Consider the following 22,085-nt stretch of genomic DNA (forward strand, 5'->3'; position numbering starts at 1 on the left):
ATACGGAAGACAGGTAGGTTTCTGGAATGGCCCCTGGAAACATCATGCCGCTCGCATCATCGCACCTCGTCTTTGGCCGCTGGCATCGTCAAAAGCATGATTGTCGATCCTTGGGCTCGACCGTCCACCACATCGCCTGAAGCCAAGACAACCGATGAAGGAAGGCCGCCTGCGATGAAACCTCTCGATTAAACATCGCAGGTGACCTCTTCCACCTATTACGCGGCCTTTAGGCGCGGGACGGATTGCTTGATCGAATAATATACCGACGTGGTTGTCCCCTGTGTCTCTTCAGCGGCTGTGACGAGATCGTCGCGAATCAATGTTTCCATGACCGCTTCGCGCACCCGCAGATCAAGCCGTTGAAGAGGATTCCGCGTCAGATCACGCATCGTCGCAGGTCCTTTGGTTCGAAGAAACTTAAGGACGCGATCAATATATTTCGCAAGGCGAGCATCACGTTCGTCGATGTGCTGAACGTCCAGGCTACGCCACTGATGTCCATAGAATTCGATCAGCGCCGTGGCGGCCTGAGCCGCTTCAAGCGTAATCTCTTCATGTCCTTCGTGCGCGGTAAGCACCGCAGCCATCCGACACGCATGCTCGAAGGTGCGTTTGAAAAAAGTCTCTTCCTCCGCCCGCATTTCCAACGCGCGGTTTTGAAACACTAGCATGTGACGTTTCGCCTCTCCAGACCAAGACATCGTAGGCAGCACCAGTTCACGATCATCACCCTCTTTTGTCGTCAGGGGGTAACTCAGCATTTCTTCGATCCGTCCGCAGAAAGCCTGTAATTTGCTGATCAGGAGATCGCGACGCATCATCTCGGAGGAATCGGTGAAGTCGACCGCTACCGGTTGCCATGCGCGCGGGGAAACGATCAGAAATCGAGCGTGAATCCCATGTTGACGAAGTGTGACATTCGAAAGGAAATCGCTGGCGACTGCCGATTGCACCATGATGAGCCCACTCAGTCGACGTCCCCGCAAGCGCATCATATGATCGCCGGTTGTGCGATCGATCGTGTCGCCATCCCAAAGGTTGGTAATCGCGCTGGCGAATTCCGCCGGAGAGTTTTCTGCCTTGAGGCTGTGCCCAGCGAGAAGCGAACCGCCCTCGGCTGTAAACAGTCCATAGGTTGGCCAACCTTCCTGAAGGGTTTTGAAGACTCCATTCGTGGTGGTCTTCGATGGTGTGTTCCACGGGTGGAGCGGTAGAGTTGGCTTCTGTCGTTCCATCTCCCGGCGCTCTTCTTGTGATACATCATTATCCTTGTCCATAGCAGCCCGGCGGCGTTCCCAGTGGCGCTTGTCAGTCTCATATTCCTGCATTTGCCTAGCGTAGAGGTCGCCCATCCGGACTTGCCAGGCTTCGACGCCGCTCATGAGCGCCCTGTAAATGGACGATTTGGCATCGCCTGATGGCGAAAGAATGAGAAAAAGCTGACTAAGGGGGTAGGCATGTCCGGCGCGCTGGAGGCTATCGACATTGTAAAGTCCCTGTGCCGCATGGCTCATGATTGCCAGTGCAGCAGTCCCGACCGACTCTACCGGATAGTTACCAAGAGCAGCTTGAGCCTCGATTGCCGTGCGCGCGTTGACCGGCAGGAGATGCAGAGGAAATTCCATCAGAACGCCCTCCCGAACTTAAATTCTGCGCCGCGAATGACCCGATCAAGGTAACTTCGGTTGAGATAGTCGGATTTTCGGTTTTTACCCTGGATACCCATCTGGATCGCTTCGCAGAGGCGGTCCCGCAGATAGTTGGCATCATACTCGCGTCCAGGCGTGACCGCAGCATAATGGGCCGCAGCACGCAGGATTGGTCGATGATAATTCGGCCCGATTTCAGCGAGAAGGTCTTCGAAGGCCGCCCCCGACGGTCGAGGCGGGAGGTGGCATGACGGCGGCGGAGGAGAAGAAACGGGTTTAACCCATCGCGAGAGGCGGACTGTCTCGTTAGCACGGCGGACCAGACCCGACCGGCTCTCGTCAATCGGGTCCACGCCGCCGATAAATACAGGCGCGGCCGTATAATGGACCTGATTGGCGACAAAGGGCGCGGAATCCACTTCGATGTCACGAAAATCTCCAGTTTCAAAGCGCGCGTGCAAGTCACCGCAGAGCCAGGGGACGTCCAGCATGAACCACAGATGGCAAGACAGTGTATCCCAGCCCCTGACACCTGCGCTGCTCGACCACTGATAATGATAGCTCACATCGTCGAACTCTGCGGGGAGTAAGCTGACAAGGTAGGATAGCCGTGCATCAGAGTCTGCCAGTGCCAGGGAGCCAACGGGCACCTTGTCGAAATCGAGCATTACCCATCGCAAGCCCGCTGGATTGGCGCGCAGTGTGGCCGAACATCGTTCATTGTCATGTAGGAGACGACGAATGTGATGGGTTGCTCCGATAGGTTGACCACGCACAATACAAGCGTGGGGTGCCCCTTCGAGAAGTGTCAGCAACTCGCTCAGGTGCTCAATGTCATGGATCGTTTCGACCACCGCATCGAAGGTGAGCGCTCGATCATAGGGCTGAGTGGCCCAGCCGTCTGCCGTGCACACATGGGTTTTGCTCATGAAAGCCGAATCGCCATCATGGGTTTGCGCATTCGTCAAAATTGTAATGTCAGTTTCCATAATATCCCTTCGTGAAATAAAAAGTCCGAGCCGATCGCGGCGGCTCGGACTTCCGAAGGGATTATTCAATGCCATGAAGCCATATCGACTCATGACATAGAAGTCACCAAACCTGTTCACTGCCACCGCGATTGGAGTGCCAATCTATTTATCCAACATGGAAAAATGCAGAGAGCATATGCAATATTATTCATGTTTTAATGTCGTCATGTCCCATTTTTTGTCGACGACAATGACGACGCGAAGTGTCGTCACTTTGACGACATCATCACATGATTGACGACGCCGGTAACGACGCTGGGATTGAAATAAATGGCGGAAATCCGCAGTTTTTTCGAATGGGGCGCAGGTGTCGTCTTCGTCGTCACCCATAAATCGCGATATGAGGGCGATTTAAGCAAATTTTATTAAAATATATCTATATTTCAATTGATTAGTGCAAAACCCCCGTCTCCGCGTCCATGATCGCGAATGTGCCTGACGACGTGACGACATGCCGACGAGTGGAGTCAACTTCAACGCGCTATCTGGAACGTCCAAGCCCGGTTGGCAGCCATGGAGCGTATTGTGTGAGCGATGTCATGTAATGCGTGGAAACCACGCGCCAGGCACCAGCGTGGCGAAATGATCGATCTGCTCCGGCCGCCCTCCAAAAATCATCACCATCAATGAAGTTGGAATGGGGTTGCGTATCCCTGTGGAAGTGAGAAATCGCAGCCGATCTGCCATCAGGCATATATCCGCGCGTCCGACGACGCGCTGCTGGAAGGCTCGGCCATCGGTTCTGACGGGACCCAGAATAACGACTGTTTCAGTCTCTTTGCTTTCCCACGCATCAATCGCTCGATCGAGCCAACGCACGAACTGGCTGTAGGGCGGATTGACGAATGTCAGGCGCGCGCCGTGCCAGGATGCGGCAAGTCCGCACTCCGGTGGCATAATAATCCTTCGCGCGACCACGGGCGAGTCCTCATGGCCGCATGGATCAAGGTCGATCTCGCCGAAAGATGAAGTGACACAATCGAGAAATGCCAGTGGCGTGAATCTCTTGTCACTTTCTCCGGTTGAGTCATGCCCCCATGATGGACGAACGGGCTCGGCTTTTCTGGCGGTCCGGCCCAGCACTTCAAAGACCTTCAGCAACGATGCGACGGAGCCTTCACCATTTTCGACGGCCGCCAGCGTCTTGCGGGTAACCCTAGCCCGCCGCGCCACTTCGTCGAGAGACCAGCCCATTTGCAACCGCTTCCGTTGAAGTTGGACTGGCAACGACGCACCTCGGGCAATGCCTGAGAAATGAAGTTCGAGGCACGCCATCGCCCGCACGAGCAGAGAGACCGATCCAGTCCCGCGCTCCAGGCGATCAATCGACTGTGCTGACACACCTAATGCGTCAGCTAGGGCCGCACGCGATAGGCCGCGTGATTGACGCGTGTGTCGGAGATGGTCGAGTAGCATCTGATAAAAAATATCATCATATTCTGCCCGATAAAGTTATATCTTCGGCGATGGGCCGAATGTGCGACGGCGGACTGCAAATCATCTTGCGAAATATATTGATGATAGCCCCCTCTATTCTCCATAATAAAAATACAAACGGAGGATGTATTATGAATATAGAGCATTTTGAAATTAAGCAGCGATACATCGGACATGTAGAAGATGCTCCGATGATTTGGCAGAAAACATCGGACGATATAATCGATATTGTCACGCAGACGGAGGCTTTTGTGAAGCGTAGAATAATAGAAAATGGTTCAGGAGTCGGTGTCGTAATTGATACCATGGAAAATCGTGTCGTGAGTTGCTTCAGCATGGATGAACCAAGTAACGAAGTAGAGGAAGCTCATATTGTTGATGTCGTGATGCGATGGATTGATGATTAGGCGATACTGCTCCATTCAGAGGACTGGCAAGATATCAGGGAGAATGGAACCTGTGATGGCTGCGATCCTGCCGGAACAATCATTCGCCAATGCCTTCACCTCCTGGTTGGATGCCGTTGCCGATGTTCGTGACATTATGGTGGTCGAGCCTTGCGCCGATCGTGACGCTGTCGATATCAAGTTCGTGATCGGCGACGGGGCGCTCCATGGCTATGCTCATTCGGCCGGGATCAGCATTTCCGCTCTATGGGATGGTGAGTGCTGGGATTTTCTATTTGATCGCGACGTGGTTGCAGAGTGCGGGTCGAAAGGATGGTTCTGCACTCTGTGCCCTACGGAAGAACGATCATTTTTCCCGGCGATCGAGTGCCTCTGGGAGGATCATCTTTTTCACCCTCTTCGGGATTGGATCACAACGCAACTGATCCCAGCGAAAGCAATCGTCTTGCATGGTGATGGGGGAGCTACGTGGGCAAGGTTGATTGAGGATGACAATATCGACAACCAGTCAGTCCCCATTGTGCTGCTCGATCTGGCGACGCCATCGCAGTAATTGTGGCCTTCGCCCGCTACGCATCGCCTCAATCTCGGTGAACGCGTCGCTTGCTCACTTCATACGATCTCTCTCGCATCATCATGATTCCCGCCAAGACAGATGCTTTGAGTAAACGCTTTCGGTCAGACTCATCGATCTTACCAACTGTCTGAAATAACACGTTCGAGATTCTAGCGCACAGCATGCCCAATGACGCTGAGTTTGGCTCCGCCCCTGAAGAGAGAAGATACGCATAGTATCCATTGCTTCTCCCCAACCAGTCGCGGGAAAAGTCACTCTGATTGGAGCACAAATTATATTCACACAGCAGGTTAAAAATATCAGACAGATCACGCATATTGGCACCTCCTGATTGTATTTATCACCTGGTGTTAGGCGCTAATGGTTGGAGTCAAACAACGGGTTCGGTCATTTCCCACGGGATGATCTGTGGCGGGATTGCGGTGGTTGAACCGCTCAGGACAACCTTTGCTACCCCACCCCGTGGGACATACCCTTCCTGTGGACACAACCAATTCTCAGGTCGCATACCATTATCGAATAGAGTCATTAGTCAATGAAGCCTTCCAAACTCCTGATCCGACATGCCTTTGCTGCCGTCTTCATAATGACGACATGCGCCTGTGAACGGCAGTCGAAAACAGCGCCGGTCGGTGGGGGAGCATGTGCTCTCGGCGACCTTGAAGGCGTGGCATCGCGCGTTTTGGACGGGGACACTATCAAGCTGAGATCCGCAAGCCAGGGTGAAGTTCTGGTGCGGCTGGACCAGATCGATGCCCCTGAAAACCGTCAGCCATGGTCCAATAGGTCGAAGCAGATGCTCACCCGGTTGCTTGGCCGTGAAATGCTATGCGTGACCGGCCATGACCGTGACAGGTATGGACGGCTTGTCGGCGAAATCCATGTCGGGCGAACGAACATCAACTACGAGATGGTCCGGCAGGGTGGCGCATGGGCCTATCGGCAATATCTACGCGATAGCAGTCTGATCGCGCTCGAACAGGAAGCGCGAGCAAGCAAAGCAGGCCTATGGTCGATGCCGGAAGAGGAAATCACCGCGCCGTGGGAGTTTCGCAAGGCACGGCGCGAAGCATCGGCTGCGAAGGCAGCTTCCTCCGCCTTGGCGGCTGATCTATCCCCGCAGAGTTCGTCGGGAGCGTTGAGTTGCGAAGCGAAGCCGAAATGTAGGCAGATGACGAGCTGCAACGAAGCAATGAATTGGCTCAGACAATGTGGCGGCGAGGGGATCGACGGCGATCGTGACGGAATCCCTTGCGAACGTATGTGCAGCCCGCGATTACCATGAGCGGTTAGCGCCGAATCCTGAGATAGAAAATTTGTCCAGCCGCATCCCGCGCATCGACCATGCGCGTCGTCTCCCTGAAGTCCAGTGTGTATCGGCAATCAGGCTGTTTTGCCAGGACGCGATTGAAAGTCCGCCGAAACTGACCGAGCGAGAGTGATTGCACCTCCGCGTAGCGTAGGCCCACAGATTGAAGCAGCTTTGCCAGCTCGGGCGTTTCGCTTTGGAAACTGATGGTCGATCCCGATCCGACTGCCGTAGCCAAAGGTCGCGGCTTTTTCGCTCCATCGACCATATCGTATAGGCAAGCTGGCTTGCCAGAGCCTTGCTCCAGCTTGGCTAGGCGATCCATCGCAGTCGACAGGCCAGTCGCACCGCCCGCCTTATCAATTGCCTCTGCGGCTTTCGTCATATCTGTTCCCTGATCGCCAGCATGCAGGCGCTCATTGAATCCCTTCAAGCGAACAGGCGCGAGTTTGCTCAGCTCGTCATTTAGTTCGACGATATTCGAGACGCCCGCCGCGTCCAGCGCATCGCTAACCTGCTTGGGCGAGTAGCTTTCCCGCTGTTTGCCTTCCATTTCCTTGACGAACACGAAGACGATCAAACCGAAAAATATTATCTGGATCAGGAAGTCTAAGAGCGTTAGCAAAAACACGTTGTCCGAACGACGGGTCGCCATGGCTTATGCGGTCCCCTGGACGGGCGATGAAGGCATCACGACGTTGACGCGCTCAACATGCGCTTCCACGGTTTCGATCGACCGCCTGAGCCTACCTTCCAACTCATCAGAAATCGTCGACATCGCATCCTTCAGGCCGCCAGTCGAATCGATGAGAGCAAAATTCAGGTTTTCAAGAACCTCTTTCAGCTCGTCAATCTTGCCGACCATACCCGTCAACGAGGCATCTGACTTATCGGAGACATTTCCCAAGGTTTGTAATCTGCCTTCGAGATTCTCGATGCTAACGGCGAACGATGCGATTTTCTCCAGCGTCGCTGCGATCTTATGCATCGACTGGACAGCCTGGTTGGAGTTTGTCCCAAAGGCTTCAGCCGCCGAGGTCGTGCTGGTGATGCTGTCGGAGAATTTGGTGGCGGAGGCACCGGCCACATCGACAGAGAGATTGAGCTGTTCAAACTGTGCGCGGCTATCTTGTAATGCGGCGATGACTTTCGGCAGAACCCCATTCCGGTCGCCAAGTTCGCCGAGGCCTTGCGCCGCATCGCTTGCCGCCTTGCTGACCGCTGCCAAGCCGCCTGCGAAATCACCGACGACTGATGCCCCCGCCTGTGACGAGGCTTTCAGCTCCTCCAGCGAGCTCGTTAGCGCGGTGACGGTTGTGGTCATCGCCGAAACGCTCCGGCGTAGTTCTTCACGCTCCGACCCGAATGTCACATCATTAACGACGGCACGAAGCGACTGGAGCGCGAGTTTGCCCTCCTCAGACAAACCCGTGATGGAGTCACGAAATAGCTGGGCAGCATTCTTGATTTCCGTCGCGCTATCGGCGTGAACACGCTGCGCGAACGCCTCTGTATTCGTCAGAACCGTATTGGCATAGGCGCTGAACGAGCTGGACGCCATTTCGACATTGGTTACTAACTCGCGCGATCTCTCGACATAGCGATTCATAGCTTCTTCGAGATTTGCTTCATCGAGCAGCTTTGAGGATGCCGTCAGATGAATGCGCGCCCATACCGCATAGCCTGTTGCTAGCAGACCGAGTCCAAATTGCATCGCGACAGCAGCGAAACTTCCTTCGATACCGTAGATGCCTAGCCGAAGGGCCGTTGCGCCCAACGCGCCAATCGTGATGAGAAAGCCGAAGTAATAGACGCTATCCACCGCAGGCTGGCTGATCCCTTCGCCAGCATGTTTGCGCAAATAGCCCAAATGATACCAGATGAGCGGGGCAAGCCCGAGCAGCAGCGGTAGATATGGCGGTAGCGAAAATGCGACGCCCGACAAAAGCCCGATTGCCGATATCAGCATGCATCGCGTCAGGATGGCCGAATAGCCTTGAGTCATTTCATCATCGCTCCGCCTGGCAGATAGTTGGGCGTCACCGACGCGTTCGGGCCCTCCGTGTCACCAAAGAACCAGTTCCAGAACCCGTTTCGGCAGGCGAGCGCGGTTTGTGTGATGCCTTCTCGCGGGATGAAATTAAGCGAGACTGCCGTATTGCGGAAAGTAGGACGCTCGACCGCACCGGTTCTCTTGGCGCGAAATTGCGCAATGGCCTGATCCGCGCTCTGGCAGGCATAGAGGCTGGAATTGTTAGAATTTTGCATTAGGTCGGAGAACACGAAAAGCCGGTTATTCTCGCCGGACAAAAAACCGGTTAAGGAGAGGTCGATGAGAATTTCGCCAATCGGTGAAGTGCTCGATTTTGGGGGCGGATTGGACAGGGCCTCATCGAGGGGCTCTATGAATTCGCTCTGGAATTTCTTCTGGATCATACGCGCGTTTTCGGTCAGTTCGTTGCCATCGCGCTTTGGCTTGCATTTGTTAAATATTGGACGAAGCGCCGTCCGCGCTTCATCCGTGACCTGAAAGATGGTGACAAGTTCGTTTTCCTGCACATCTTTATCGATGGCTTCGCGGATGCGCCGCATAATTTCGACCGAGGTTTGCTCGGGAATTGAATCGCTTTGATCCAGAACGAAAACCGACTTGCGCACGACCGGAGCGATACAACTCCGCGCATCTGGCTTTGGCCGCGAGGTAAGGTGCATGTTGTAAGCGACGATGAGGACGAGCAGCACAACGACTGCGGCGATCAGCATCATTCCCTGCTTATCTTTGTTCGAGAACTGCTTCATTGCGCAGCCACGGGCATAATCTGGATATCGCGCTCCACCGCTCCCTTGGCATCTTCCTCGACACGGCGAATGAAGGCATCAAAGGATGTGGACAGTGTATCCGCCATATGCCCTTGAAGCTGGTTTTGCTTATTATTCAGTTCGTCCCGATGTTTGGCTTGCAGTTCTTCCAGTTCGATTAAGACACCTTTGATCTCCGAAATCGTGGCAGGAGCTGCATCGGTGTTGATGGCATGCGCGGTCACCGGTTTGTCGGCAAAATAGGCGGGCGGCTCCGTCCCACGGATCGCAAGATTGGCCTGCCGGTAGCCGTCCAGCACCAGATGATAATCGCGTTCTATGGAATTGGCGTTTGCTAGCGTGCTGCGCTGCACATGCTCGACCTCGCTCAATCGCCTGGTAAGAGCCGCGATCAGTGTTCCCGTTTGCCCCGAAAGCCCTTGGACATGGGTCCGTTGTGCATGCAAGAAATCCTTCAGTTTCTGCTTCACCCGGCCCTGAACCGCTGCTTCGTCTGCCTTCGCGGCTTTAAGCGCACGGTCGCGCTTGCTATAGCCTGGATAGGGATCGTCGGAAGTGTAGCCTTTCCAGAACGCGAAGAAACTCAAAGCCACGCCAGTCATAAACAGCAAGAAGCTGGCGAAATCCTGAAAATGGAAATCGAAAACGAAAATTCTCGCGGCTTCGCTCCATGCCTCCTTGAAACCTTCTCGAAGCTCCAGCGGGTCTGATGGATCGGAGAGGGTTTGATAGGCCGACCGGAACGCCGCAAAAAGCGCGTTGCAGAAAAAGGTCAGCGGAATGAACACGATCAGGCAGAACCAGCCAAAATATTTTTGCTCCGGCGCAGACAGATTTTTGCGACGAAACAGGCTGCCGAGGCCAGCTGCCGACCCCATGTTTATGACCGCGACCGCGAGTGCAACTACAAAACCGCCAACAAGGCCATTCGCGTTCTCATAAAAGAACGCATTTACGACGGTTTCGACGAACGCGAGTGACAGAATAATGCCCCAATGCCAGATTAGACTTTCTGGGTAATGAGCCATTTCTGTTATGCCGTTGGCGGCGCGGAACGATCGCCAATCAACCTCGCGGCGGATGCGCGTCGCGGTAACCTCGACCAGTTGGCCGCGATCCGCAGATAGTTCGGCATCGACCTGCGACGCGAGAGTATTGTCGGCCAGCGACTGCTGGATATCAGCCTTCAGCTCGGTTATTCGGCTTTGCGCATCGAGTGAAGACTTAACAACCTCGGATATGATTGCGTCGAATATGCGCTGTTCGGAAGCCGTTAACGCATCCGCTTCCGTCCGCAGCGTGACTTCATGAGAGTCAGGGTGGATAGCATTGCTGGGCGGCCTATGATTCGCCGCCTCCTGCTCGCCTAGTTTCCGATATTCAGCACTCTTTTTCGCTAAAGCACCAGTATAGCTGGCTACAACCGCCATGCTTCAAATTCCCCTACTTGCCCCACATCAATATGACTAAGCATCGTAGGGGTTAAATTCGCCTAAGCAAGTGCAAGAAGGCCGCGCGTTGGTCGCCGTTTGTGGGGGTAGGCGACGTTGAGATATCGCAGGCGTGCCCGGACGTGGACCACCTCGCCGAGATACTGCCTCATCTGGTCGCCATTGATCATCTGCCGCACGACTTTGTCGCCCGCCCGGACCCCGACAATCTCCCCGCGCTCGATCACCTCGGCTGACATCGGTTGTTCGACTTCATTCGGTAATGCTCGACGGAGGAAAAATGGTGCGCCGAGCTTTGGCCCGAGCGTTGAGGGATAGCCTTCGCTCAGGTTCCACCACTCCGCCCAATCGCGGTCGCTGTCGATGAAGCGGACCTTTGAGCGGACAAAAAGCACTCCCCCCACAAGCGGATGATCATGACAGCCATCTTCGCGGACCACATAGTCACCGCGTCGGAGGTCGCCTGCACGCGGATCGTAGAGGTCCATCCTCGATCTTCCATCATTGTCACTCAGCCATAAGCCTGGACTGTAATTTTATCGAAGTAAATGAAGTGCTTGACCGATTTTCAGGAAGTGAGAATCTGTCCCCGATGGGTAACCACCAACTGGTCAGACGATGATCCAATATTCCCGTCGCAACCGGGTGGGTTTTGGATTTTCAGACGGTCGACGATGGCAGGTCTAAAACCCAAACGAGACGATGGAGGCCATATGGGCAGGAAGTTTGGGTATGCACGGATTTCTTCGGATCAGGGGCAAGACCTCGCCAGCCAGCGCATGAAGCTGGAGGAACTGGGCGCGATGGTCGTGTTCAGCGATATCGGCAATGGATCGACCCTCGTTGGCCGCGATGGGCTCGACAGCCTCCTGAAGCTCCTTGAACCCGGCGACGAGGTCATTTCACTTCATCCAGACAGAATTGGGCGCGACACCGCCGATCTCCTCACCGTCGGCAAGCGCATCGTCGAGCGCAAGGCGGTGCTCCGCATCCATGATCCCCAGATCGTGTTCGACGGATCGGACTTTATGGGCGAGGTCCTGCTGACGCTGTTCGGCATGGTCGGCTCGATCGAGAAACACTTCATCAAAGCCCGCCAGCGCCGGGGTATCGAAGCCGCCAAGGCAAAGGGCATCTATAAAGGTCGGCCGCCCTCGATCGACCCGGTCCGGGTTCGCGAACTTCATCAACAAGGCATGGGGCCGACCGCCATCGCCAAGAACCTCAAGATCGCACGCGCCTCAGTCTACCGCGCTCTCGCCGCCTGACCTTCAACAACCACGATCCCAACCATCATCGACATGGGATCATCCAGCCCATCATCAGGCATCGGGCGGCCGCCGCTATCACGCCGATGCTCCCGGCTATGACCGCCGACAGCGTGACGACCATTATCTGACCGATCGTTGAAGTGGCGATGCCGGGGATAATGCTGGTCGACGCTGGTGCCGGGATGATCGGCCTGGATCGTGTTCGGGTCACATGTTCGATGATCGTAAGCGGCATCACATCACACCAACTGAAATCATTGGAGAAACCACCATGGATGATGAAAACAGCCCTGAAAATCAGGATGACCTTCACGTAAGCGGCACCATTTCCAAGAAAATCGTTGAAAAACAGACGTTTGGTGGATCGTCCGCCCCTGACTGTGACACAAGACTGTCGCACAAAAGGGTCGTCTAAATTCGTTGCGGACGCCAGAGACGAGAGGGATTCACAAGGAGGTGGGCTTGCGCTACCCTACCGCTGTATGAAGGGGTAAAATGTGGACGAGATTGGCCCGCGTCAGATTGAATTAAAGGTCCACGGCCTGACCGAAGAAGATCACGGTCGTGTGCCCGCTCGGCTTTTCGCAACTAAGTTGACCCAACTAGTTGCAGCTCTCGAAGCCGCTGACACCATTGCAAACGGCGATGCTGTTCATGATTATATTCTCGCGGCCATGCACATGTCTGAGCCGACCGCAATTCTTCGAGAAGTGCCCCGCAAAATCGAGGCTGAGGGTGAATCGGCTATCCCGGTGTTTAACGACGCCATCGATGGGATAAAGGTGAACGACGGACGCACCACAACACTGGCACCTGTGGTTAAGAAAATCAGCGCTCTCACGGGGGGGGTAGAAAGCAGGTTCGGCTTTGCTGAAATTAAATCAGATTCCAAAGTAGTCCGAGTAGATGACTTTCTCCGCAAACGAGCCACCGCAGCAAGGAAGAGCACTCGCGGCGTCTGGTATGATGGCGTTTCTTTCGGCGCGTTCGACGGTTTCTTGAAATTTGTTGATTTGCGGGGATCGCTTCCCCAATTTAAGCTCACACTTTCTGGCACGGTCAAAGAATTAGACTGCGTATGTAGTAAGGAAGACATCGACTCAATAGGTGATGCGCTCGATCATCGCGTGCGAGTGTTTGGAAGAGCGATTTACTCATCGATCTCTCCCCTACCACTCAGAGTCGAAGTGACCTCAATTGAACCAATTAAACGCGGGGGCGACCTTGAAAAATGGCGTGGGGCGTTTCGTCCATTCACTGCTGATTCTTGGGATGGGGACGCTTGATGATGAACAACATCTTCTGGGACACTTGCGTCTTTATCCGATATCTAACAAACGATGTAGACTCCCCACACTTTAATGACATTGCCCGCTTCGTAGGCGAGGCAAAATCGGGGAAACGAAAGATTTTCTACTCTACGATTACCTTGGCCGAACTGAAAGAAGAGTATTTTGACAGCAGTCGTTTCGGTTCAGTTCGTGACTTTTTTGAGGATATGGGCTCCGCTTGTATTCCCATCGAGCCAAATCCTAACATTATGATATCGGTTGCCGAACTCCGAAGCGTAAAATCGACCAATCCGGGTAATCCAAGCGCCAGCGGGAGAGTGATCGCCACTCCCGATGCAATCGTTCTCATGTCCTGTGTTTTCGCTCGCGATGCCATGGGCCTGACTGATATCGTGCTCCACTCTACGGATGAAGGAAAAGGAAAAGGGTGGGCTGGGAAGGCGATACCGATAATCGGCTTTGAGAATTGGTATCCAGAACAAAGTAGAACTGATCGCATTAGGCAGGTCTGCGCGCTTCCGCGCGAGAAGCCCAATCATCCAGAACCGGATATGTTCGGGGAAAATATCATTCGAGGCAAATTCGAAACCCAGCAAACCACCACCGTTTAGCTACAAGCCACCCAGCCAGAGAAGCATCTCTATGTTCGCGATAAATCCATCAATTCGTTCGTGTAAAGATGAGTGAGATTTAGGTTCGGGTATGATATTTGGGCGACAGCATCGGCAAGAAGCGCGTAGCTGAAACCTTGCCCATACTGATCCGCTACTGCACCTCCCGCAAAGCCGGACGATGCCCACCCTCCGAGCGCCAGCACAACTTCTCGATCCACTTTCGCCTCGCGCATCGCGTCTCGAAAGGAGTGTCGAAACGAATGGAAACAGGTTCGATCAGCAGCCGCATCGCAGGTAACCAAGAAACGGGCGAACCATCTTGAAAACCTGCCGGAATGGAGTCCAAAGGCATCAACGCAGAGTTCGGGGAACAGCCTGACATCCCCTGACCGCCTGCGATCTTCAACATATTTGAGGAAGGCCATGTTAATGAGCGCCGGGTGGACCGGCACAATCCGCTCACTCGAAGCGGTTTTCAGGCGCTTGCCCTCCCCCTGCCCGGTGACGATGAAACACCAAATGCCGTCGAGCTTCCGCACATCTGCCGTGTGTAGCTGGCAAATCTCATTCAGCCTCATACCAGCGAACAACCCGATGAGGGGAATCCAAAACCGCGAGCGCTTCGGCCTTTCTTTGCCTATCATCGTAAAGCCGCGCTCGTCATCGACGCAACCGCGATAGATCGGCGCGTCGAAAATCCGTTGGAGTTGCTGAACAGAAAACGGGCGGCGCTTCTCCCGTGCTGTCGTGCCGTCGGCGATCTTCAATCCTCGGGCTGGGTTCCTCGTCAGCATCTCCTCCTTTACGGCCCAGTTGAAGAGTGTCGAGAGCTTGTTCATATATTCATTCACATTCGCCACGCTCATTGGCGCAATGCTCTGTGCCGTGGCCATGTCAGCAACCTCGCGAGGCGACATCTCCGGCCAGCGCTTCTTCGCATTGGGCGGCAAGCGCCGCAGAACATCGAGAATCTCTCGACAGGTTTCCCGGTTGATCGACGCAGCAGGCGCATCAGCGCCGACGATCCCGATGATCGTCGCGTAGGTGGTCCGGTAGATCGTTTCGCTCTTCGCCGTCCGCGCAGATGTGGGATCGTTCAGATATCGTTCGCTTACCTCGGCGAGCGTGAGCGCGGCGGGAGCGAGAGGCGCAATGTCGAGGACGATGGGGCTGACGATCCGTTCGGATCGCGGCTCGACTGTGGGCAGCACTGATCCGCCTTCGCTCATAGATGACTGATCGAAATAGGCTTCAATCTCGAAGGCAACCTTCCGAACCAATCGTGCCGCGACTGTGAAGGAAGCGGTTTTCAGGGATCGGTTGATGTGGGTTCGGCCTACCCGGTCGATCAGATCGTGGGGGACACGGACACGATATTGATAGACCGCTCCTCTCCGCCATAGCCCGCAATGCCGTCTGTGCGACACCTGTGTGTCACAGTTCAGACGACGATTCTTCGAGTTATTTGAAGCATTTAGATACCCATCGACGACCCTTTTGTGCGACAGTCTTGTGTCACAGTCAGGGGCGGACGATCCACCAAACGTCTGTTTTTCAACGATTTTCTTGGAAATGGTGCCGCTTACGTGACTCGAACACGTGACCCCATCATTACGAATGATGTGCTCTACCAACTGAGCTAAAGCGGCGTCGGGGCGGGCAGATAACAGCGGTTGGCGCGAAGGACAAGCGGGCATTTGCATCCTTTCCCGCTTTTGTTCGATCACCCCCCTCATGCTGCCACCCGGCCATCAAAGCGCATCCCGTTTACCGCAAATTTACCATCTGGTGGCACGGTCGCGCCTGACCATGCCATATTCTGGCCTGAGATAGGACGACCGGATGGATACTCTGCGGGGGCATGACGCCGCCAATGACGAAGATGATTTCGACTATGCCGATGCCATGGAGGTCGAAAATCCGCCCGTTCTCGTATCCGATGAACGGCGCATGCAGGTGCGCGCCTATAATTACTGGACGTCGCTGCTGGGCGATCGCACCCTCCCCTCGATCGAGGATCTGGTGCCCGAACAGCTGGAGGATTTCGGTCCCCATGCCGTCCTGCTGGACTTCAGCGTCGGCCTGGACAATCCCGCCATCGTCTATCTGGGCACCGCGCTGCGCCAGGAATGCGAGATTGACGGCACGATCGACTATATCAACGATGTGCCGGCCCGCTCATTGCTGTCCCGCCTGACCGACCATTATCTCCAGATCATCGCCAATGCCGCGCCGATCGGCTTCGAGGCCGAATTCATCAATCAACGCGGTGCGGAAATCATGTATCGCGGCATTTTGATGCCCTTCTCCTCGGATGACGAGACGATCGACTTCGTCTTCGGCGTCATCAACTGGAAGGAAGTGGCCAGCCACGCCGTCATCGAAACGCTGGAGCAGGAAGTCGGCGAAGCGCTGCGCACCGCGCCCGTGCAACAAAGCAGCGCACCCGTCTGGGCCGATGGCCCCGCTGCGCCGGCCGCCTCCAACTATTTCGAAATGGACGAGGAAGAGGATGAGGACGACACGCTCGACCTCACTGGCATGGAATGCCCGTCCGACGATGCATCCCTGTCCGACTGGCTGGCGCTCGCCCGCGATGGCGCGGCGCGCGTGCGCATTTCCGAAGCGCGCAGCCATGCCGCCCTCTATCGCGCTGTCAGCCTGTCCTATGATTTCGCCCGCGTGGCGAAGGTGCGGCCGGACGATTACGCCGAACTGCTCGCCGATTATGGGCTGAAGGCGCAGGCGCGCAGTCCGATGACCGCGATCATCAAGCTGGTCTTCGGCGCCACCTATGACAAGACGCGCATCACCGAATATGCGACCGCGCTCGACCATGCGATGACGCAGCAACTGGGCGTGGGCGAACTGGGCGATTATCTGGCCGCCTATCGCGGCGGCCTCAAGGCGCTGGTGCGGGACGAACGCGCCGCGCGCAAGGCCGACGCCCCCGCCCGTCCCAGCCGCCGCGACACCGCCCGCGCCGCCATCAAGGCCGCCGTCGCGATCGATCCGGTCGCGGTTCCCACCGATGCCGATGGCCTGGCCGTCGTCATTGCCCGACGCGAAGCGGACGGAACATTGGCGATCGTCGCCGCCCTGCCGGAGGATAGCGACCTTGGCCAGCGGGTGATCGTCGCCGCCGCCTCCTGATGCATCCCGGCAGGTTCCGCCGCGCGGATGATCGCGAACGACGGTAAAATGCTTGGAATAAGGCCGTATTCGCGCTCGACATGCGGCCGGCGCTGGTCGATAACGGGCCGTCAGCCACGCCCCGCGCCGTTTGCGCGGGCCATTTTGCGCTGCATCATATAATTTCAAACATTAGAAATTTTATTTCACGCCAAGGGTTGAGCCGCCCTTGCCGCAAGCGCATATAGACGCCCCAAGCCGAGGAGTCGCATGGCGGCGTTCCAGCGCCTCCTCCGTTTACGATCGAAGCGGGCAAATCCGCTGTGAGAGGTGGAAGCGAATGACGGCGCTGGCGGAAGCGAAGAAGAACGAAGTCGACACGATCATCCGAAAGGCGCTGGAAGATGCGCTGAGCAAGGGCGCCCTGCCCGGCGAGAGCGAGGGGCTGGACGATGCGGCGCTGACCGCCGCCGCCACCTTCCTGGGCGCCACCGCCAATGGGCGCAAGCCCGGCCATGCGGGGATCGCGATGGAAACGCTGGGTGAAGGGGCCAATGGCCGCTTCATGCGGCTGGCGATCGTCAATGACGACATGCCCTTTCTGGTGGACTCGATCGCCAATGCGCTGGCGGCCGCCGACATCACCATCCATCGGCTGCTGCACCCCGTCCTGTCGGTGGAGCGCAAGGGCGACGGCGCCCTGTCCGCCATTCTGGACGATGAAGCCCCGGGCGCGCGCCGGGAATCGATGATCTATGTCGAAACCGACCGCGCCGATTCCAAGGCACGCCGCGCGCTGGAAAAGGCGTTGCAGGAAACGCTGGCGGACGTACGCGCCGCCGTGGGCGACTGGCCGCGCATGCAGGCGGCGATGGCCGCCGACGCGGACGCCGTGCCCGATGAGGAAGGCGCCGCCTTGCTGCGCTGGTTCCTCGCTCGCCACTTCACCCAGACCGGCCATGAAATCGTCAGCCGCGATGGCTCCAGCAGCGCGCCGCTTGGCATCTGCACCCGGCATGACCGGCCGCTGATCGCGCCCGCTTCGCTGGAGGCGGCCTTCACCTGGTTCGAGGAAGGCAAGCGCACCCCGCTGATCATCAAATCCAGCCGCCTGTCGCGCGTTCACCGCCATGTGCTGCTCGACCTCGTCATCATCCCGGTGCGCGACGGCAAGCAAATCAAAGCGCTGTCGATCCATGCCGGCATGTGGACCAGTTCCGGTCTGGCCGCCACGCCGGACAAGGTGCCGCTGCTGCGATCGGCCCTGTCCACCCTGATGGACAAGTTCGGTTTCGATCCGTCGGGCCATGCCGGCAAGACGCTGGCGCACGCGCTGACCGCCCTGCCGCACGACATCACCATCGGCTTTGATCGGGACACGCTGGAACGGCTGGCGCTGACCTTCATGTCGCTGACCGACCGGCCCCGCCCCAAGCTGGCGCTCGCCACCAGCGCGCTCGCCCGCCATCTCTACGCCTTCGTCTGGCTGCCGCGCGACGAACTGTCCACCGCGCGCCGCACGAGCATTCAGGACATGCTGGCGCTCAAGAGCCATGGCACGGTGCTCAGCTGGTCGATCGCGCTGGAGGAAGGTGGCCTCGCGCTGCTGCGCATCACGCTCGATCTGCGCGATGGCGGCGTCGTGCCGGATGATGTCGCGCTCGACCGGATGCTCAAGCAGATGGTGCGCGGCTGGATTCCCGCGGTCGAGGAAGCTCTGGCTGCGACCGAAGAGCCGGGCCGCGCCGCCGCGCTGGCGCAGCGCTATGGCGGCGGCTTCCCGCTCGCCTATCGCAACGGCGCCGGCCCGGAAGAGGCCGCCATCGACATCCGCCTGATCCACGGCCTGTCGGGCGAGGGCGACAAGTCGATCCGCATCTATCGCAACCCGGAAGACAGCGCCGAACGGCTGCGGCTGAAACTTTACAGCCACGACACCGTCGCCTTGTCCGAAGTCGTCCCCGCGTTCGAAAATTTCGGCTTCCGCGTGATTGAGGAGATGACGACCGCCATTGACGGCGGCGCGCTGGGCCATGTCCAGCGCTTCGTTCTGGAACTGCCGGCGGGCGGCGAGGCGCAGGCCGTGGTGGATCGCGCCGCGATCGTCACCGAAGCCATCGCGCAGGTGCTGGAGGGGCATGCCGAAAATGATCGGTTCAACGAACTGATCGTCACCGCCGCCCTCACGCCGCGTTCGGTGGTCCTGTTCCGCGCCCTCTATCGTTATCTGCGGCAGGCGGGCGTGGCCTATGGCATGGCGACCTTCGCCGACACGCTGCGCAAGGCGCAGGGCGTCACCGCCAACCTCATCACCCTGTTCGACGCGCTGCACAACCCCGCCGTACAGGATGGCGCGGCGGACCGCATAGCCGACGCGCAGGCGGAAATCGACGCCGGGCTGGAACAGGTCAGCGCGATCGATGAAGACCGCGTGCTGCGCCTGCTCCGCGCAGTCATCACCGCCACGCTGCGCACCAATTTCTATGCGCCCGCCGCACAGGAAGCGCTCGCGTTCAAGCTGGACAGCGCACAGGTGCCCGGCCTGCCCGCGCCGCTGCCATGGCGCGAAATCTGGGTCTATTCCCCCCGCGTCGAGGGCATCCACCTGCGCGCCGGCCCGGTCGCGCGTGGCGGCCTGCGCTGGTCCGACCGCCGCGACGATTTCCGCACCGAAATATTGGGCCTGATGAAGGCGCAGCGCGTGAAGAACGCCGTCATCGTGCCCACCGGCGCAAAGGGCGGCTTCTATCCCAAACAACTGCCCAGCCCGCAGGTCGATCGCGACGCCTGGTTTGCCGAAGGCACGGAAAGCTATCGCATCTTCATCCGATCGCTGCTGTCGGTGACGGACAATATCGTCAAGAACAAGGTGAAGCACCCCGCAGACATCGTCATCCATGACGGCGACGATCCCTATTTCGTGGTCGCCGCAGACAAGGGCACGGCGACCTTCAGCGACGTCGCCAATGCGATCGCGCTGGAACAGGGCTTCTGGCTGGGCGACGCCTTCGCCAGCGGCGGCTCCAATGGTTATGACCACAAGGCAATGGGCATCACCGCGCGCGGCGCGTGGATTTCGGTCCAGCGCCACTTCGCCGAAATGGGCGTCGATGTGCAGAGCGAGCCGGTCAGCGTCGTGGGCTGCGGCGACATGTCGGGCGACGTGTTCGGCAACGGCATGCTGCTCAGCAAGGCGATCAAACTGGTCGCCGCCTTCGACCATCGCCATATCTTCTTCGATCCCGCGCCCGATCCGGCGAAAAGCTGGGAAGAGCGCTCGCGGCTGTTCGCCCTGCCCCGCTCCAGCTGGGAGGATTATGACAAGGCGCTCATTTCCAAGGGCGGCGGCGTCTTCTCGCGCAGCCTCAAGCGCATCGCCCTGACTCCCGAAATGCAGGCGATCCTGGACGTCACGGACAAGGAAATGGAGCCGGCCGCGCTCATTTCCGCGATCCTGAAGGCGCCGGCCGACCTGCTCTGGTTCGGCGGCATCGGCACCTATGTAAAGGCGGCGGCGCAAAGCCATGGCGATGTGGGCGATCCCGCCAATGATCGCCTGCGCGTCAACGCCGAACAGCTGCGCGTCAAGGTGATCGGCGAAGGCGCCAATCTGGGCACGACTCAGGCGGGCCGTATCGCCTTCTCGCTGCGCGGCGGGCGGATCAACACCGACTTCATCGACAATTCGGCCGGCGTCGATTGCTCGGACAATGAAGTGAACATCAAGATCGCGCTGAACAAGGAAATGGCGGAAGGCCGCCTGCCCTTCGACAAGCGCAACGCGCTGCTGGAAAGCATGACCGATGCGGTGGGCGACATCGTGCTGGAGGATAACCGGCTTCAGGCGCTGGGCCTTTCCATCGCCGAAGCGGGCGGCGCGGCCGACCTTGCCTCCTATGTCCGCCTGATCGAGACGTTCGAGGAAACCGGACGGCTTGATCGTCAGGTGGAAGGGCTGGCCGCCAATGACCAGTTGCTGCGCCGGGGTCAGGATGGCCTGGGCCTCACCCGCCCGGAACTTGCCGTGCTGCTCTCCACCGCGAAGCTGGCGTTGCAGGACGCGATCGAACATGGCGAACTGGCGACTGACGCCAGCATGGGCGCCGAACTCGCCGCCGCCTTCCCCCCTGCGATGCAGAAGAAGGAAGCAGACGCGATCGCGGCGCATGCGCTGAAAAAGGAAATCATCGCCACCAAAGTCGCGAACCGGATCGTCAATCGCCTCGGCCTCATCCATCCATTCGAACTGGCGGAGGAGGAAGGCTGCTCGCTCGCCGACCTTGCCAGCGCCTTCCTGATCGCCGAGCGGCTCTACGACATTCGAACCCTGTGGGACGACATCGACGCCGCCGACATGGGCGAAGCCGCGCGCCTTGCCCTGTTCAGCGACATTGCCGGCGGCATGCGCGCGCAAATCGCGGATATTCTCCGCGCGCTGCCCGCCGGCACGCTGCCCGCGCAGGGGCATGATCGTCTGGCCAAGGGCGTCGGCGCGCTCGCGTCGCAAGTCGATGACCTGCTGACCAGCGAGGCGCAGCGCCGCGTCAACGCCGTGACCGATCGCCTGCTGGGCCTTGGCGCGCCCGAAGCGCTGGCGGTGCGCACCGCCGGCCTGTTCAAGCTGGACGGCGCCGTCGGCATCGCGGCGCTGGCTGCGCGGCTGGACCTGGAGGAGATCGCGCTGACCCGCGCCTTCACCCATCTGGGCGAAGCCGTCGGCATCGACTGGGTCCAGTCCACCGCCGCCCGCATGGAGCCGACCGACCCGTGGGAGCGCCTGCTCATCTCCGGCGTCGCGCGCGACATGCAGCAGGTGCGGCTCGACTTCCTGGCCCAGGGCAAGGGCAAGGATATTGCCGAGCATGTCGAACAATGGCTCCAGGCCAAGGGCGCCCGCATCCAGCAATTCCGCTCGCTGGTCCACCGCGCCAAGGCGGCGGCAACGCCCAATGTCGCCATGCTGGCCGAAATCGCCGGACAAGCCCGCGGCCTGCTGGGCCGCTGATCATCCATCAACGCAAAAAGGGGCGCCATCCACATTGGATGGCGCCCCTTTTTGTGGCTGTAACGCTTGCACGCTTATGCCTCGAAG

At 57.9% G+C, this 22,085-nt stretch carries 19 protein-coding genes, 1 tRNA gene and 1 pseudogene; 8 read left to right on the top strand and 13 right to left on the bottom strand.

What is annotated here, in order from left to right; all coding sequences use genetic code 11:
• Positions 1-218: 218 nt before the first annotated feature.
• The 3 genes from ACFOKF_RS13360 to ACFOKF_RS13370 form a co-directional block, all read right to left on the bottom strand.
• Positions 219-1,628 carry a DUF3987 domain-containing protein gene (locus ACFOKF_RS13360; RefSeq protein WP_380796194.1) on the bottom strand — a complete coding sequence of 470 codons (1,410 nt, stop codon included), beginning with the start codon at positions 1,626-1,628 and terminating at the stop codon, positions 219-221.
• Positions 1,628-2,716, bottom strand: a complete 1,089-nt coding sequence (locus tag ACFOKF_RS13365; protein ID WP_380796195.1) for a hypothetical protein — start codon at positions 2,714-2,716, stop codon at positions 1,628-1,630. Before ACFOKF_RS13365 ends, ACFOKF_RS13360 begins: the two co-directional genes overlap by 1 nt.
• A 504-nt stretch (positions 2,717-3,220) precedes the next feature.
• On the bottom strand, positions 3,221-4,099 hold the full coding sequence (locus ACFOKF_RS13370; protein WP_380796196.1) for a DNA N-6-adenine-methyltransferase: 879 nt from the start codon (positions 4,097-4,099) through the stop codon (positions 3,221-3,223).
• Between ACFOKF_RS13370 and ACFOKF_RS13375 the strand changes: the two genes are divergently transcribed.
• On the top strand, positions 4,015-4,527 hold the full coding sequence (locus ACFOKF_RS13375) for a hypothetical protein (RefSeq protein ID WP_380797886.1): 513 nt from the start codon (positions 4,015-4,017) through the stop codon (positions 4,525-4,527). The genes ACFOKF_RS13370 and ACFOKF_RS13375 overlap by 85 nt on opposite strands.
• A gap of 55 nt (positions 4,528-4,582) precedes the next feature.
• Positions 4,583-5,080: a hypothetical protein gene (locus tag ACFOKF_RS13380; protein WP_380796198.1), complete on the top strand. Its 498-nt coding sequence runs from the start codon at positions 4,583-4,585 to the stop codon at positions 5,078-5,080.
• Between the two features lie 28 nt (positions 5,081-5,108).
• On the opposite strand, the gene ACFOKF_RS13385 is transcribed toward ACFOKF_RS13380, so the two are convergent.
• Positions 5,109-5,420, bottom strand: coding sequence for a DUF6626 family protein (locus tag ACFOKF_RS13385; RefSeq protein ID WP_380796199.1), 312 nt, complete (start codon positions 5,418-5,420; stop codon positions 5,109-5,111).
• A gap of 219 nt (positions 5,421-5,639) precedes the next feature.
• On the opposite strand from ACFOKF_RS13385, the gene ACFOKF_RS13390 reads away from it, so the two are divergent.
• Complete coding sequence (locus ACFOKF_RS13390; RefSeq protein ID WP_380796201.1) at positions 5,640-6,389, top strand: thermonuclease family protein; 750 nt, start codon at positions 5,640-5,642, stop codon at positions 6,387-6,389.
• 4 nt (positions 6,390-6,393) lie between these two features.
• Here the strand turns inward: ACFOKF_RS13390 and ACFOKF_RS13395 are convergent, their stop codons facing one another.
• The 5 genes from ACFOKF_RS13395 to ACFOKF_RS13415 form a co-directional block, all read right to left on the bottom strand.
• The gene (locus ACFOKF_RS13395; protein WP_380796203.1) at positions 6,394-7,068 is read right to left on the bottom strand and encodes a hypothetical protein; all 675 of its coding nucleotides are present in this window, start codon (positions 7,066-7,068) and stop codon (positions 6,394-6,396) included.
• Positions 7,069-7,071: 3 nt separating this feature from the next.
• Positions 7,072-8,418, bottom strand: coding sequence for a hypothetical protein (locus ACFOKF_RS13400; RefSeq protein ID WP_380796204.1), 1,347 nt, complete (start codon positions 8,416-8,418; stop codon positions 7,072-7,074).
• Entirely contained in the window at positions 8,415-9,212 is a 798-nt protein-coding gene (locus tag ACFOKF_RS13405) for a hypothetical protein (RefSeq protein WP_380796205.1), read from the bottom strand. The genes ACFOKF_RS13400 and ACFOKF_RS13405 overlap by 4 nt, the downstream gene beginning before the upstream one ends.
• Complete coding sequence (locus tag ACFOKF_RS13410) at positions 9,209-10,663, bottom strand: hypothetical protein (protein ID WP_380796207.1); 1,455 nt, start codon at positions 10,661-10,663, stop codon at positions 9,209-9,211. The genes ACFOKF_RS13405 and ACFOKF_RS13410 overlap by 4 nt, the downstream gene beginning before the upstream one ends.
• Positions 10,664-10,725: 62 nt before the next feature.
• Positions 10,726-11,172 carry a hypothetical protein gene (locus tag ACFOKF_RS13415; protein ID WP_380796209.1) on the bottom strand — a complete coding sequence of 149 codons (447 nt, stop codon included), beginning with the start codon at positions 11,170-11,172 and terminating at the stop codon, positions 10,726-10,728.
• Between the two features lie 225 nt (positions 11,173-11,397).
• On the opposite strand from ACFOKF_RS13415, the gene ACFOKF_RS13420 reads away from it, so the two are divergent.
• Positions 11,398-11,952, top strand: coding sequence for a recombinase family protein (locus ACFOKF_RS13420; RefSeq protein WP_380796211.1), 555 nt, complete (start codon positions 11,398-11,400; stop codon positions 11,950-11,952).
• A 25-nt stretch (positions 11,953-11,977) separates the two neighbouring features.
• On the opposite strand, the gene ACFOKF_RS13425 is transcribed toward ACFOKF_RS13420, so the two are convergent.
• Complete coding sequence (locus ACFOKF_RS13425; RefSeq protein ID WP_380796212.1) at positions 11,978-12,268, bottom strand: hypothetical protein; 291 nt, start codon at positions 12,266-12,268, stop codon at positions 11,978-11,980.
• 184 nt (positions 12,269-12,452) lie between these two features.
• On the opposite strand from ACFOKF_RS13425, the gene ACFOKF_RS13430 reads away from it, so the two are divergent.
• On the top strand, positions 12,453-13,241 hold the full coding sequence (locus ACFOKF_RS13430) for a hypothetical protein (RefSeq protein ID WP_380796213.1): 789 nt from the start codon (positions 12,453-12,455) through the stop codon (positions 13,239-13,241).
• Entirely contained in the window at positions 13,241-13,858 is a 618-nt protein-coding gene (locus ACFOKF_RS13435; protein ID WP_380796214.1) for a type II toxin-antitoxin system VapC family toxin, read from the top strand. Before ACFOKF_RS13430 ends, ACFOKF_RS13435 begins: the two co-directional genes overlap by 1 nt.
• A 29-nt stretch (positions 13,859-13,887) precedes the next feature.
• On the opposite strand, the gene ACFOKF_RS13440 is transcribed toward ACFOKF_RS13435, so the two are convergent.
• From ACFOKF_RS13440 to ACFOKF_RS13450, 3 genes and pseudogenes are all read right to left on the bottom strand, one after another.
• Entirely contained in the window at positions 13,888-15,090 is a 1,203-nt protein-coding gene (locus tag ACFOKF_RS13440) for a site-specific integrase (protein ID WP_380797806.1), read from the bottom strand.
• 18 nt (positions 15,091-15,108) lie between these two features.
• Positions 15,109-15,288 (bottom strand): annotated as a pseudogene (locus ACFOKF_RS13445) (DUF6538 domain-containing protein); the annotation flags it as partial.
• A gap of 146 nt (positions 15,289-15,434) precedes the next feature.
• Positions 15,435-15,510 (bottom strand) — tRNA-Thr (locus ACFOKF_RS13450).
• 193 nt (positions 15,511-15,703) lie between these two features.
• On the opposite strand from ACFOKF_RS13450, the gene ACFOKF_RS13455 reads away from it, so the two are divergent.
• Complete coding sequence (locus ACFOKF_RS13455; protein WP_380796216.1) at positions 15,704-17,014, top strand: PAS domain-containing protein; 1,311 nt, start codon at positions 15,704-15,706, stop codon at positions 17,012-17,014.
• A 319-nt stretch (positions 17,015-17,333) separates the two neighbouring features.
• A complete protein-coding gene (locus ACFOKF_RS13460; protein ID WP_380796217.1) occupies positions 17,334-21,998 on the top strand; it encodes an NAD-glutamate dehydrogenase in 4,665 nt (1,554 codons plus the stop codon).
• Positions 21,999-22,085: the final 87 nt, after the last annotated feature.

This window comes from Sphingobium rhizovicinum (genome assembly GCF_042647625.1).
In the GTDB taxonomy this organism is placed as follows: domain Bacteria; phylum Pseudomonadota; class Alphaproteobacteria; order Sphingomonadales; family Sphingomonadaceae; genus Sphingobium; species Sphingobium rhizovicinum.